Raw genomic sequence first — 13,707 nt, forward strand, 5'->3', positions numbered from 1 at the left:
CTGATGGCGAACATCGACTACACCCGCGCCGCCAAATACTTCCTGCTGCAGGATTTCTGGGTCGGCTTCAAACTGGGGATGAAGTATTTCTTTGCCCCCAAGGCTACCCTGAACTACCCGCACGAGAAGGGTCCGCTGTCGCCGCGTTTCCGCGGCGAGCACGCGCTGCGCCGCTACCCCAACGGCGAGGAGCGCTGCATTGCCTGCAAGCTCTGCGAGGCGGTCTGCCCGGCGCAGGCGATCACCATCGACGCGGAACCGCGCGAGGACGGCAGCCGCCGCACCACGCGCTATGACATCGACATGACCAAATGCATCTACTGCGGTTTCTGCCAGGAAGCCTGCCCGGTGGATGCGATTGTCGAAGGCCCGAACTTCGAATTCGCCACCGAAACCCGCGAGGAGCTGTTCTACGACAAGGAGAAGCTGCTTTCGAACGGCGAACGCTGGGAAGCCGAGATTGCCCGCAACCTGGAAATCGACGCGCCGTACCGATGAGCGATCCCAAGAACCCTTTCGAGGCCATGATGGCCCAGGCCCAGCAGATGGCCAAGGCGTTCAACCCGGCGCTGGAGAACTTCTCGCCTTCCGAGGCGTTCAAGGAGTTCGAGGCGCTGTGGCCCACCATGCCCAAAGAGGTCATGGAAATGATGTTCGGCAACACCGTCAACAAGGACGGGCTGGATGCCAAGACCCGGCTGCTGCTGACACTGGCCGGGCTGACAATGCAGGGCGCACAGGCCGACAGTGCCGTGCGCCAGACCGTGCGCCACGCCCTTGCGGCCGGCGCCAAGAAACAAGAGATCGTGGAAACGATCGGACAAATGTCGGTATTTGCCGGCATTCCGGCCATGAACCGGGCGCTGGATCTGGCGCAGGGGGTCATGGACGACAAAAGGGACGATGAGACATGAGCGTTTTTGCCTTCTACCTCTTCGCCATCAGCGCCATCACCGGCGGGCTGTTCACCGTGATCAGCCGCCAGCCGGTGCATTCGGTCCTGTGGCTGATCCTGGCTTTCCTTTCTTCGGCCGGGCTGTTTGTGCTTCTGGGGGCGGAGTTCGTCGCCATGCTGCTGGTCATCGTCTACGTGGGCGCGGTCGCGGTGCTGTTCCTGTTTGTGGTGATGATGCTGGACGTGGACTTTGCCGAGCTGAAGGCGGAGATGGCGCGCTACATGCCGCTGGCGCTGCTCATCGGGCTGGTGATCCTGATGCAGTTCGTGATGGCCTTCGGTGTCTGGGAAACCGCCCACAAGGCGCCGGAGCTGCTGGCCAATCCGGTGCCTGCGGACCGCCACAACACCGAGGCGCTCGGCCTCATCATCTATGATCAATATTTCCTTCTGTTCCAGCTTGCGGGCCTGATCCTGCTGGTGGCGATGATCGGTGCGATCGTGCTGACCCTGCGCCACCGCACCGACGTCAAGCGCCAGGACGTGGTTGCCCAGATGATGCGCGACCCGGCCGCTGCGATGGAGCTGAAGGACGTGAAACCGGGGCAGGGGCTGTGATGAGGAGAACAATCCTTACCGTTGCCGCGCTGGGTACAATTGCAGCGCAGATTGGCTTCATTGGCACAGAAGGCCTCGCCGGTACTCATCCTTGGAGCCATTCCTTCGGCCCCAACCTACCGGGGGTGTACACAACCGTTTCCGGATCATTCTTAGAACCAGTTGATGGATCGATATGCTCCTTCGGCTTTGGTTGTATCGATCAGCGTCCTGGACTTATTCAGCTATACGAGAGCTTGTTACCATGATCGGACTTGAACATTATCTGACCGTCGCGGCGACGCTGTTCGTCATCGGCATCTTCGGGCTCTTCCTGAACCGCAAAAACGTGATCATCCTTCTGATGAGCATCGAACTGATGCTCCTGGCGGTGAACATCAACCTGGTCGCATTCTCCAGCTTCCTGGGCGACTTAGTGGGGCAGGTATTCACCCTGTTCGTGCTGACCGTGGCCGCGGCTGAGGCCGCCATCGGCCTTGCGATCCTGGTCTGTTTCTTCCGCAACCGCGGCACCATCGCCGTCGAAGACGTCAACGTGATGAAGGGCTGAAGACACATGGAAACCATCCTCCTCTTTGCCCCGCTGGTTGGCGCCATCATCTGCGGCTTCGGCCACAAGATGATCGGCGAGAAAGCCGCCACCGTGACCGCCACGGCGCTGCTGTTTCTGGCAGCGCTGCTCAGCTGGATCACCTTCCTGACTTTCGACGGGCAGACCGAGACCATCCAGATTCTGCGCTGGATCGAAAGCGGCACGCTCTCCACTGACTGGGCGATCCGCCTGGACCGGCTGACCGCGATCATGCTGATCGTGATCACCACGGTCTCCTCGCTCGTGCACCTCTATTCCTTCGGCTACATGGATCATGACCCGCAGTGGAAAGAGGGCGAAAGCTACAAGCCGCGCTTCTTTGCCTATCTGTCGTTCTTCACCTTCGCGATGCTGATGCTGGTGACCTCCGACAACCTGGTGCAGATGTTCTTCGGCTGGGAAGGCGTGGGCGTGGCCTCCTACCTGCTGATCGGATTCTACTACCGCAAGCCTAGCGCCAATGCAGCGGCGATGAAGGCCTTCATCGTCAACCGGGTCGGCGACTTCGGCTTTGCGCTGGGGATCTTCGGGCTGTTCCTCGTTACAGACGGAAGCATCAACTTCAAAGATATTTTTGCTGAAGTGCCGACGATTGCGGAAACCCAGGTCTCCTTCCTGTGGAGCGAATGGAACGCCGCGAACCTGCTGGCCTTCCTGCTGTTTGTCGGCGCCATGGGCAAATCGGCGCAACTGATCCTGCACACCTGGCTGCCGGACGCGATGGAAGGCCCGACCCCGGTGTCGGCGCTGATCCACGCCGCGACCATGGTGACCGCGGGTGTGTTCCTGGTCTGCCGCATGTCGCCGCTGATCGAATTTGCGCCTGAGGCCGCGGCCTTCATCACTGCCCTTGGCGCGGCGACCGCCTTCTTTGCCGCAACCGTGGGCCTGGTGCAGAACGACATCAAGCGCGTGATTGCGTACTCGACCTGCTCGCAGCTGGGCTACATGTTCGTGGCTGCCGGCGTCGGGATGTATTCGGCGGCGATGTTCCACCTGTTCACCCACGCCTTCTTCAAGGCGATGCTGTTCCTGGGCGCCGGCTCGGTGATCCACGCCATGCACCACGAGCAGGACATGCGGAACTACGGCGCGCTGCGCAAGAAGATCCCCTATACCTTCTGGGCGATGATGATCGGCACGCTGGCCATCACCGGCGTCGGCATTCCGCTGAGCGGCTGGGTTGGCTTTGCCGGCTTCGTCTCCAAGGATGCGATCATCGAAAGCGCCTATGCGGGCGGTTCCATGTTCGGCTTCTGGGCGCTGGTGATCGCGGCCTTCATGACCTCCTTCTATTCCTGGCGCCTGATCTTCATGACCTTCTACGGCGAGGCGCGCGGCGACAAGCACACCCACGACCACGCCCATGAAAGCCCCTGGACCATGCTGGTGCCGCTGGGCGTGCTGGCCCTCGGCGCGATCTTCTCGGGCATGCTGTGGTACAGCAGCTTCTTCGGCCACGCTGATCAAGTCGGCAAATTCTATGGCATCCCGGTGGCGGAAGCGTCTGCTGCCGCGCATGGCGAAGAGGCCGAGCATGGCGATGACGCTGCGCACGGTGAAGAGGCCGCCCATGGCGAAGACGCGGCACATGGCGGCGAGCACCACTATGTGTTTGCCGGCAAGCCGGGTGAGGGCGCACTGTACATCGCGCCGGACAACCACATCCTGGAGGATGCCCACGCGGCGCCGAAATGGGTGAAGCTGTCCCCGTTTGCAGCCATGATCGGCGGCCTGGTGCTGGCACTGTGGTTCTACATCTGGAACCCGTCGCTGCCCGCACGCCTGGCCAAGCAGCAGCGTCCGCTGTACCTGTTCCTCTTGAACAAGTGGTACTTTGACGAAATCTACAACGTGATCTTCGTCAAGCCGGCTGTGGCCCTTGGCCGCTTCTTCTGGAAACGCGGCGATGGCAACACCATCGACGGATTCCTGAATGGCCTGGCCATGGGTGTGGTGCCCTTCTTCACCCGTCTCGCTGGGCGCGCGCAGTCCGGTTACATCTTTACTTATGCCTTCTGGATGGTGCTGGGCATTGCTGCCCTGGTCACCTGGATGTCGATCGGCGGAGGAGCGCACTGATGGACAATCTCCTTTCTATTGTCACCTTCATCCCGGCGCTCGCGGCGGCCATCCTGGCCCTGTTCCTGCGCGGCGAGGATAAGGCGGCGCAGCGCAACGCCAAGTTTGTTGCGCTCTTTGCCACCACGATCACCTTCCTGGTGAGCCTGGGGATCTATTCCCAGTTCGACCCGGCCAACACCGGCTTCCAGTTTGTCGAAGACCGGGCCTGGATCTTCGGCCTGAAGTACAAGATGGGCGTTGATGGCATTTCGGTTCTGTTCGTGATGCTGACCACCTTCATCATGCCGTTGACCATCCTGGCCAGCTGGTCGGTCACTGACCGGGTGAAGGAGTACATGATCGCCTTCCTGCTCCTGGAGACCCTGATGCTGGGTGTCTTCGTGGCGCTGGACCTGGTGCTGTTCTACCTGTTCTTCGAAGCAGGCCTCATTCCGATGTTCCTGATCATCGGCATCTGGGGCGGCAAGGAGCGGATCTACGCGTCCTTCAAATTCTTCCTCTACACCTTCTTCGGCTCGGTGCTGATGCTGGTGGCGATGGTCTTCATGTATGTGGATGCCGGCACCACTGATATCGAGACCCTGCTGACCCACAGCTTCTCGGCGGCGTCGTTCGACGTCTTGGGCATCCATGTTCTGGGCGGCGCCCAGACCCTGATGTTCCTCGCCTTCTTTGCCTCCTTCGCGGTGAAGATGCCGATGTGGCCGGTGCACACCTGGCTGCCGGACGCCCACGTGCAGGCGCCGACCGCGGGTTCCGTGGTGCTGGCGGCGATCCTGCTGAAGATGGGCGGCTACGGCTTCCTGCGCTTCTCCCTGCCGATGTTCCCGGTGGGCGCGGATGTGATGACCGATGTGGTCCTGTGGATGTCCGCGATTGCGGTGGTCTACACCTCGCTGGTGGCGATGGTGCAGGAGGACATGAAGAAGCTGATCGCCTATTCCTCGGTGGCGCACATGGGCTTTGTCACCATGGGCATCTTTGCCGCCAATCAGCAGGGCATCGACGGCGCCATCTTCCAGATGCTGTCGCACGGGTTCATCTCCGCCGCGCTCTTCCTTTGCGTTGGCGTCATCTATGACCGCATGCACACCCGCGACATCGATGCCTATGGCGGCCTGGTGATCCGGATGCCCTCCTATGCGCTGGTCTTCATGTTCTTCACCATGGGCAACGTCGGCCTGCCGGGCACCTCTGGCTTCGTCGGTGAATTCCTGACCCTGATGGGAACGTTCCAGAAGAACACCTGGGTGACCGCTGTGGCGGCAACCGGCGTGATCTTCTCGGCCGGCTATGCGCTGTGGCTCTACCGCCGGGTGGTGTTCGGCGATCTGATCAAGGGCAGCCTGATGGGGATCAAGGACATGTCGGCACGCGAGCGTTTCGTCTTTGCGCCGCTGGTCGTCATGACCCTGCTTCTGGGCGTTTACCCGTCGCTGGTCACCGACATCATCAGCCCCTCGACCGAGGCGCTGATTGCAAACTTCAACCAGTCTCTGGCAGCGGCCGATACCTCGGCCGCGACCCAGATTGCTTCGCACTAAGGGAGCATCAGGCAGATGATCCAAGCTGATCTTACCGTAATCCTGCCAGAGATCGTTCTGGCGCTTTACGCCATGGCAGCGCTGCTTGGCGCCGTCTACACCGGCAAGGACAAGCTGGCTGTGCCGCTGGTCTGGAGCACAGCCGCGCTGCTGGCGCTGGTTGCGTTCTGGATCGCCTCCAGCCCGGCCGGTACTCAGACCGCATTCAACGGCATGTTCATCGACGACGGCTTTTCACGCTTTGCCAAGGTGGCGCTGCTCTTGGGCGCCTCTGCCGTGCTGCTGATTGGCCAGGACTATATGGCGCGCCGGGGCATCCTGCGGTTCGAATACCCGGTTCTGGTGGCGCTGGCTGCTGTCGGCATGATGATGATGGTCTCCGCCGGTGACCTGATGTCCCTCTACATGGGGCTGGAGCTGCAGTCGCTGTCGCTCTACGTCGTGGCCGCCATGCGCCGCGACAGCGTCAAGTCGACCGAGGCGGGCCTCAAATACTTTGTGCTGGGCGCACTGTCCTCCGGCCTGCTGCTTTATGGCGCCTCGCTGGTCTACGGCTTTGCCGGAACCACCCAGTTCGCGGGCATCATCCAGGTTGCGGAGCAGGGCCATATGTCCATCGGCATGCTGTTCGGCCTGGTGTTCATGATCTCGGGGCTTGCGTTCAAGGTCTCGGCGGTTCCGTTCCACATGTGGACCCCGGACGTCTATGAAGGTTCGCCGACGCCTGTGACGGCCTTCTTTGCCACCGCGCCCAAGGTTGCGGCCATGGGCCTGTTTGCACGCGTCCTGTTTGACGCCTTCGGCGGCGCAATCGCCGACTGGCAGCAGATTATCGTGGTGCTGTCGGTGCTGTCGATGTTCCTGGGTGCCATCGCGGCAATCGGCCAGCGCGACATCAAGCGGCTGATGGCGTTCTCCTCGATCGCCCACATGGGTTATGCGATGATCGGCCTGGCGGCGGGCACCGAAGCCGGCATCACCGCGATGCTGGTGTACCTCGCGATCTACGTCACCATGAACATCGGCACCTTCTCCTTCATTCTGATGCTGGAAAAGGACGGCAAGCCGGTGACCGATATTCAGGCCCTGAACCAGTTCGCTGCGCGCGAGCCGGGCAAGGCGCTGGCCGTGCTGATCCTGATGTTCTCGCTGGCGGGCGTTCCGCCGATGCTGGGTTTCTTTGCCAAGTTCGGCGTGTGGCAGGCGGGTATTGATGCGGGCCTGATGACGCTGGTCATTGCCTCCGCCGTCGCTTCTGTCATCGGCGCATTCTACTACCTGCGCATCGTCTTCTACATGTATTTCGGTACTGGCGAAGACGACGTGGAGGCGAAGGGCTCTCCGGTTCTGGGCGTGGCGCTGATGGCCTCTGCCGCGCTGATGCTGGTGGGCGTGGTCTACCAGTTCGGCATCGACAGCGCCGCGGCTGCCGCCGCAGCAACCCTTGTAAATTGATCTGCTTTTCAGGCAGGCTAGGGAGGCCCGGTCACGCGACCGGGCCTTTTCGCACTTTCTAAGGAACGCAGATGAGCTGGCCAGCAGGATACGGAAAACGGGTGCTCGCCGAGGTGGACAGCACCTTGAACGAAGCCGCGCGCATCGCAAACGAGCTGGCAGGCCCGGAGTGGATCCTGGCGCTGCGCCAGACACAAGGACGGGGCCGCCGCGGCCGTGACTGGAAAGATCCCAAGGGAAATTTCGCCGCCACTCTGGTGATGCGCCCCGAAGGCGCACCGGATCAGGCGGCACTGCGCAGCTTTGTCGCCGCCTTGGCGGTTTATGACGCCTGCGTCGCGGTCACAGGCCGCAGTGAGGGCCTGTCGCTGAAATGGCCCAACGATGTGCTGCTGAAGGGCGGAAAGCTGGCAGGCATCCTTTTGGAAAGCGCGGGCAATGGCAAAGGCGTCAGCCACCTGTTCGTCGGCATCGGCGTCAATCTGGTGGAAACGCCGATGAAGGAATGGCTGGAACCCGGCGCGGTCTGGCCTGTGTCGCTGCTGTCGGAAACTGGCGTGCAGGTCACGCCGGAGGAATTCCTGGAGGCCGTGGCCGGGGCCTTCGCCCGCTACGAGCAGCAGTTCGCGACCTACGGGTTCGAGCCGATCCGCACCGAATGGCTCGCGCGTGCAGCCAAACTGGGCGAGGTGATTAGTGCCAGGACCGCGTCGTCAGAGACCGAAGGCACCTTTGAAACGGTGGACGCCAGCGGCAACCTTGTCCTAAACACCGCCAAGGGCCGCGTCAGCATTCCCGCGGCGGACATCTATTTCTAGGAAGGAGCAGCAATGCTTCTGGCAGTTGATTGCGGCAATACCAATACCGTCTTCTCGATCTATGACGGCGAGAAGTTCATTGGCATGTGGCGCACCGCCACCGAATGGCAGCGCACCGCCGACCAGTATTACGTCTGGCTCAGTACCCTGATGAAACTGCAGGGGATCGAGGCGGACATCACCGACATGATCATCTCCTCCACCGTGCCGCGGGTGGTATTTAACCTGCGTGTGCTGGCGGACCGCTACTTTAACACCCGGCCGCTGGTGGTGGGCAAACCCGAATGCCTGCTGCCCGTCGCAGTGCGGGTGGACGAGGGCACCGCCGTCGGTCCAGACCGGCTGGTCAACACGGTTTCGGGGTTCGATACCTACGGCGGCAACCTGATCGTTGTCGATTTCGGCACGGCGACAACTTTTGACGTGGTGGCCGAGGACGGCGCCTATGTCGGCGGGGTGATCGCGCCCGGCGTGAACCTCAGCCTGGAGGCGCTGCACCAGGCCGCCGCCGCGCTGCCCCATGTCGACATTTCCAAGCCGCAGAACGTGATCGGCACCAATACCGTCGCCTGTATGCAATCCGGCGTGTTCTGGGGGTATGTCGGCCTCGTGCGCGAGATTTGCACCCGCATCAAGTCGGAGCGGGCGGTGCCGATGAAAGTGATCTCGACAGGCGGACTGGCGCCTTTGTTCCAGCAATCTGCTGATCTGTTTGACGCATTTGAGGATGACCTCACCATGCACGGGCTGCAGATCATCCATAAATACAATAAGGATAACGGTACTGACGCATGAGCAGTGATAGATTGATCTACCTGCCCCTCGGCGGGGCAGGCGAAATTGGCATGAACGCCTATGTCTACGGCTACGGCCCGCAGGGCAAGGAACGGCTGGTCCTGGTGGATCTGGGCGTGACTTTCCCTGACATGGACACCACTCCGGGCGTGGACTTGATCATGCCCGACATCACCTGGCTGAAGGAGCGCGCCGACCGGCTGGAAGGCATCTTCATCACTCACGGGCATGAGGACCACATCGGCGCCATTGCCCATCTTTATGCGCATCTGAACGTGCCGGTCTACGCCCGCGCTTTCACCGCCAACCTGGCGCGCCGCAAGATGGAAGAGGCCGGCCACGACCCGGCCAACGTGCACACCGTGCAGGCCTGGCCGGAGACAACCAAGCTTGGCCCCTTCACCATCGGCGTTGCGCCGATGAGCCACTCGATTCCCGAAAGCGGCGGTTTGGTGATCGACAGCCCGGCAGGGCGGGTGGTGCACACCGGTGACTTCAAGCTGGACGCAAACCCGCTGGTGGGTGAGCCCTTTGATCCGGAGATGTGGGAGGAGATCGCAAAGGACGGCATCCAGGCACTGGTCTGCGATTCCACCAATGTGTTCTCGCAGCATCCGGGGCGTTCGGAATCGGAACTGCCCGAGGAAATCACCCGGCTGTTCTCCGAGGCCAAGGGCCTGGTCGCCGCGACCACATTTGCCTCCAACGTGGCGCGGGTGAAAACCCTGGCAGAGGCCGGTGTGAAGGCAGGCCGCTCCGTGGTGCTGCTGGGCCGTGCCATGCGCCGGATGATCGAGGCGGCTGTGGAAACCGGGGTGCTGGTCGATTTCCCCAAAGTGATCAGCCCCGAGGACGCCGCCAATGTACCGCGCGACAACCTGATGCTGATCACCACCGGCAGCCAGGGCGAGCGCCGCGCGGCCACCGCGCAGCTGGCGCGCGGCAAGTACCGCGGGCTGGAGCTGAAGGAGGGCGATCTGTTCTTGTTCTCCTCCAAGACCATTCCGGGCAACGAAAAGGGCGTCATCCGCATCATCAACCAGTTCTCCGAAATGGGGGTGGATGTGGTCGATGACAGCTCCGGCCTCTATCATGTGTCCGGGCACGCCAACGGTCCGGACCTGGAGGTTGTTCACAAACTGCTGAAGCCCAAGATGCTGATCCCGATGCATGGCGAGCACCGCCACCTGCGCCAGCACGCCCGCCTGGGCGAGGAAAAGGGAATTGCCAGCGCCGTCGTGGTAAACGGCATGATGATGGACCTGACCGGCGATGTACCGTCTGTCACCGAATGGATCGATACTGGGCGCACCTATCTGGACGGCTCCGTCAAATACGGTGCCATGGACGGCATCATCCGCGATCGCATCCGCATGGCGCTGAACGGGCATGTGCTGGTGACGGTGATTCTCGATGAAGAAGACGAGCCGCTGGGCGAGCCCTGGTGCGATCTCAAGGGCTTGGCCGAAACCGGCACCTCCAAGGCCGCGCTGGTTGATGTGCTGGAGGAGGACCTGAACCAGTTTTTGATGCGGGCAGGCGCCAAGACTCTGCGCGACGACGACAAGCTGGAACAGGAGCTGCGCCGCATTACCCGCCAGACCGCACAGGCTGAGATCGGCAAGAAGCCCGAGGTAACGGTGGTGGTCAGCCGCATGCGCTGATTCTGCCAAACGGGCAGGGCGGCTCTCCCGCCCGGCCCATGCCGCATCAAAGATGCAGCAGGCCCCGTTGGGTCTGGCGCCGCAGCCCCTGAGGGGCCTGCGGCGCGGGCACGGACCGGCAAGGCTGAATGAACAGAAACGCCGCGGCCCCCGGGGCACGCGGCGTTTTCATTTCAGGGCGCAGCTTCGAAAGAAGCCGCGACAACCTCAGCTGTGCAGCGGACGGGCGCAGCTGGGGCAGGAGACCACCTTGCGCGGGGCGCTGAACAGGGCGCCGAACAGGCGGCGCATCATGGCGGCGAAAGCCTGGGCGCGCAGCTCATGGGCGCGGGCTTCGATAGCTTGGAACTGGGAAATGGTCAGGGTTTTGGTGTCGGTGGTGTTCATGGCGTGGCCCATCATCAATGGCGCGTTTCGTGTTGATGGAAGCAATACGCCCGTTTGCGCGGTTTGACGCCATACAAGATCGAAGACCCGCTATGCTGCAAGTGCAAAGGTAGCCATGTGCTGACAGCATGCAGACAGCAAGGTGAATGTGCCTGGGGCCAATGCAGAAGGCCGCCCGGGGCAGGGCGGCCTTGAAAAAATCAGAATGTGCCAGGATCAGCTGGCGCGGCGCTCGGCAAAGCTGAGCGCGATAAAGCTGGGCAGGTGGTCGCCCATGCCGACCACAGCCTTGTCGTCGCGTTTGCCGTGCTTGCCGCCGCGGCCCGAGGAACGCTCCTGCTTCTGCGCAGGCTTTTCATCCCTGCGGCGCTCGCGCGCCTCATCCTTGCGGCTCTCGCGGGTGTCCGCGTCTGCCTTCTCTGCTTTTGCAGGCCGGGCAGGCTTTTCCTTCTTGGGTTCCGGCTTGACCGGATTCTCCAGGCGCGGGATTTCCTTCTGGATCAGGCCCTCGACAGCGGCCAGCGCCTTGTCGTCGCGCGGGATGCAGATGGTGATCGCCTTGCCCTCGCGGCCGGCACGGCCGGTGCGGCCGATGCGGTGGACGTAGTCCTCGGCATGGCCCGGAACGTCAAAGTTGAACACATGGCTGACGCTCGGCACATCCAGACCGCGTGCGGCCACGTCAGAGGCGACCAGTATGCGCAGATTGCCTTCGCGGAAGGCATCCAAAGTCCTGGTGCGCTGGCTCTGGTCCAGATCGCCATGAATGGCAGCGGCGTCATAGCCGTACTTCTTGAGCGACTTCGCGCAGATGTCCACATCCGTCTTGCGGTTGCAGAAGATGATCCCGTTGGTCAGCTTGTCGCCCTCAGCGTCGATCAGGGCGCGCAGCACGGTGCGCTTCTCGCTGCCCTCGCGGTCGCGGCGCGACGCCTTGAACTGCACCACGGCCTGCTCGATGGTCTCCGACGCAGTGGCCTGGCGGGCTACTTCAATGCGGGCAGGGCCGGACAGGAACGTGTTGGTGATCCGCTCAATTTCCGGCGCCATGGTGGCCGAGAAGAACAGCGTCTGGCGGGTGAACGGAGTCAGCGAGAAGATGCGTTCGATATCCGGGATGAAACCCATGTCGAGCATCCGGTCGGCCTCGTCCACCACCATGATCTGAACGCCGGTCAGCAACAGCTTGCCGCGCTCGAAATGATCCAGCAGGCGGCCCGGGGTGGCAATCAGCACGTCGACACCCTTGTCGATCAGCGCGTCCTGCTCCTTGAAGGAGACGCCGCCAATCAGCAGCGCCTTGGTGAGCTTCACATGCTTGGCATAGGTGTCGAAATTCTCGGCCACCTGGGCGGCCAGCTCGCGGGTGGGGCACAGGACCAGGCTGCGCGGCATTCGGGCGCGGGCGCGGCCGCGGGCCAGAAGCGTGATCATCGGCAGCGTGAACGATGCGGTCTTGCCGGTTCCGGTCTGGGCGATTCCCAGAACATCGCGCCCCTCCAGCGCCGGCGGGATTGCCCCTGCCTGAATCGGGGTGGGGTTTTCGTACCCGGCTTCCTCAATAGCTTTGAGGACCTTGGGATTAAGGTTCAGATCGGTGAATTTTGTCATTTGCATCCGTCATTGCGGACACTGACCTGGCCCGCGCGTGTGTGTTGCAGCCGGCTCCGCAAAAGGTCATGCGGTGTGGCAGCTGCCGGCTCGTCGCGGGGCATAGCAAAATCCCATGCGCAGGTCAATTAATGCCGGGTTTTGCAGGGTTTTCGTCGCCGGGATCGGCAAATTAGAAACAATTTACCCAAAATCCGGGAAATGTTTTTGCCGTTTGCCCACGAGGCCGAGCGGGCGATTCCGCACCAGCCCGCGCTCCTGCAGTTTGCGGTAGACCTCAGGATCCCGGGCACTGACTTCATCGAAGAAGCTGCGCAGGCCCTCCTGTCCGTGCTCCTCTTCTATCAGTAAAAGCAGTTCATGAGAATTCAATCCGCCGAACAGCCGGGAATACCCCGGTCTTAATCCGGGCCGGTAGGAACCGTGCTGCAGCAGGGGGCGGCATCGTTGATGCTGATGGCTCCTGACGGTGCAAGTTCAGCCGTTTTCCTCGTGGGGGACTTTGTACCGCTGTATTCGGCCAAAGATGCTGCGTGGGTCGCTCATCACTAGCCGTAGCATCTGAACGCCCAGGGGTTGCAGAACCACGTCGTTCTCCGTGTAGCGCCAAAGACGGGCGAGCATGTTCTTGTCCAGATCACCCCGGTCAAGAGAGTAGGCGTCCATGCCAAAGGCCAGATCGTCGGGTCTCGGCCCGCCCCGTCTTCTGGGAAACCCGCTGCTGTTTTTGCGACCGCTTTGGCGGCGTTCGCTGTCGTGAAGCTTGATCAGATCGAACAGCATCATGAGGCCTTGACCGCCTAGGCGCTGATCGATGGTTTTCCCATGATCAGCAAAAGTTGTGGCGGCAGCAACTAGCCATCGCACCGGCAGTGCGGTGGCCATTTGATGTCCGTGTTCTGTCCATATGCGCAGAAACAGCTGCCGCGCCTGCTCGACCGGAGGCTGCCTGCGCAGGATTGCGATACAAAGCGCATGCAGGGCCAAGAGTTCGGGCTCGCCGCAAAACTCTGCCCTGAGTAACGCGTGCTTTTGTATAGCGTCGGTGCGGTCGCCGGGCCCGTCTGCCGCTTCGACAGGCTCAGCTATGCGTTGCTCCAGAAGCGATTCCAGGTCGCAATCCGGCGGGGGCAGGGCTGCAAGCGGATTGTGAAACGGACGTTCCCGTTTCTCTATCCGCCGCATGATGGAATAGAACCTGCCAGGGTAGTTTTCTCGATCCAGGTCCAAGGCGGCTCCTTTG

General features: G+C 62.0%; 14 protein-coding genes. 11 read left to right on the forward strand and 3 right to left on the reverse strand.

Annotation, left to right across the window (positions count from 1 at the left end; all coding sequences use genetic code 11):
• Positions 1–3: 3 nt before the first annotated feature.
• The 10 genes from nuoI (at position 4) to K3725_RS05865 (ending at position 10,466) form a co-directional block, all read left to right on the forward strand.
• Complete coding sequence (gene nuoI / locus K3725_RS05820) at positions 4–498, forward strand: NADH-quinone oxidoreductase subunit NuoI (RefSeq protein WP_260017884.1); 495 nt, start codon at positions 4–6, stop codon at positions 496–498.
• The gene (locus K3725_RS05825) at positions 495–914 is read left to right on the forward strand and encodes a carboxymuconolactone decarboxylase family protein (protein WP_260017885.1); all 420 of its coding nucleotides are present in this window, start codon (positions 495–497) and stop codon (positions 912–914) included. Before nuoI ends, K3725_RS05825 begins: the two co-directional genes overlap by 4 nt.
• Positions 911–1,513 (forward strand): NADH-quinone oxidoreductase subunit J, encoded by a 603-nt coding sequence (locus K3725_RS05830; RefSeq protein WP_039145419.1) that lies wholly within the window; start codon positions 911–913, stop codon positions 1,511–1,513. Before K3725_RS05825 ends, K3725_RS05830 begins: the two co-directional genes overlap by 4 nt.
• 244 nt (positions 1,514–1,757) lie before the next feature.
• Positions 1,758–2,063 carry an NADH-quinone oxidoreductase subunit NuoK gene (gene nuoK, locus K3725_RS05835; RefSeq protein WP_008553673.1) on the forward strand — a complete coding sequence of 102 codons (306 nt, stop codon included), beginning with the start codon at positions 1,758–1,760 and terminating at the stop codon, positions 2,061–2,063.
• Positions 2,064–2,069: 6 nt separating this feature from the next.
• Positions 2,070–4,187 carry an NADH-quinone oxidoreductase subunit L gene (gene nuoL / locus K3725_RS05840; protein ID WP_260017886.1) on the forward strand — a complete coding sequence of 706 codons (2,118 nt, stop codon included), beginning with the start codon at positions 2,070–2,072 and terminating at the stop codon, positions 4,185–4,187.
• Positions 4,187–5,734, forward strand: a complete 1,548-nt coding sequence (locus tag K3725_RS05845) for an NADH-quinone oxidoreductase subunit M (RefSeq protein WP_260017887.1) — start codon at positions 4,187–4,189, stop codon at positions 5,732–5,734. The genes nuoL and K3725_RS05845 overlap by 1 nt, the downstream gene beginning before the upstream one ends.
• 15 nt (positions 5,735–5,749) lie before the next feature.
• Positions 5,750–7,189, forward strand: a complete 1,440-nt coding sequence (nuoN, locus tag K3725_RS05850) for an NADH-quinone oxidoreductase subunit NuoN (protein ID WP_260017888.1) — start codon at positions 5,750–5,752, stop codon at positions 7,187–7,189.
• A gap of 71 nt (positions 7,190–7,260) precedes the next feature.
• Positions 7,261–8,007: a biotin--[acetyl-CoA-carboxylase] ligase gene (locus K3725_RS05855; RefSeq protein WP_260017889.1), complete on the forward strand. Its 747-nt coding sequence runs from the start codon at positions 7,261–7,263 to the stop codon at positions 8,005–8,007.
• A gap of 12 nt (positions 8,008–8,019) precedes the next feature.
• Entirely contained in the window at positions 8,020–8,802 is a 783-nt protein-coding gene (locus tag K3725_RS05860) for a type III pantothenate kinase (RefSeq protein ID WP_260017890.1), read from the forward strand.
• On the forward strand, positions 8,799–10,466 hold the full coding sequence (locus K3725_RS05865; RefSeq protein WP_260017891.1) for a ribonuclease J: 1,668 nt from the start codon (positions 8,799–8,801) through the stop codon (positions 10,464–10,466). The genes K3725_RS05860 and K3725_RS05865 overlap by 4 nt, the downstream gene beginning before the upstream one ends.
• A 207-nt stretch (positions 10,467–10,673) precedes the next feature.
• On the opposite strand, the gene K3725_RS05870 is transcribed toward K3725_RS05865, so the two are convergent.
• Together K3725_RS05870 and K3725_RS05875 are read right to left on the reverse strand one after the other, a co-directional pair.
• A complete protein-coding gene (locus K3725_RS05870; RefSeq protein ID WP_260017892.1) occupies positions 10,674–10,868 on the reverse strand; it encodes an RSP_7527 family protein in 195 nt (64 codons plus the stop codon).
• A gap of 201 nt (positions 10,869–11,069) precedes the next feature.
• The gene (locus tag K3725_RS05875) at positions 11,070–12,464 is read right to left on the reverse strand and encodes a DEAD/DEAH box helicase (RefSeq protein WP_260017893.1); all 1,395 of its coding nucleotides are present in this window, start codon (positions 12,462–12,464) and stop codon (positions 11,070–11,072) included.
• Positions 12,465–12,665: 201 nt separating this feature from the next.
• On the opposite strand from K3725_RS05875, the gene K3725_RS05880 reads away from it, so the two are divergent.
• Positions 12,666–12,815: a hypothetical protein gene (locus K3725_RS05880; RefSeq protein ID WP_260017894.1), complete on the forward strand. Its 150-nt coding sequence runs from the start codon at positions 12,666–12,668 to the stop codon at positions 12,813–12,815.
• A gap of 126 nt (positions 12,816–12,941) precedes the next feature.
• Here the strand turns inward: K3725_RS05880 and K3725_RS05885 are convergent, their stop codons facing one another.
• On the reverse strand, positions 12,942–13,694 hold the full coding sequence (locus K3725_RS05885) for a hypothetical protein (RefSeq protein ID WP_260017895.1): 753 nt from the start codon (positions 13,692–13,694) through the stop codon (positions 12,942–12,944).
• Positions 13,695–13,707 lie beyond the last annotated feature (13 nt).

Source organism: Leisingera sp. S132 (assembly GCF_025144465.1).
Classification (GTDB): Bacteria; Pseudomonadota; Alphaproteobacteria; order Rhodobacterales; family Rhodobacteraceae; genus Leisingera.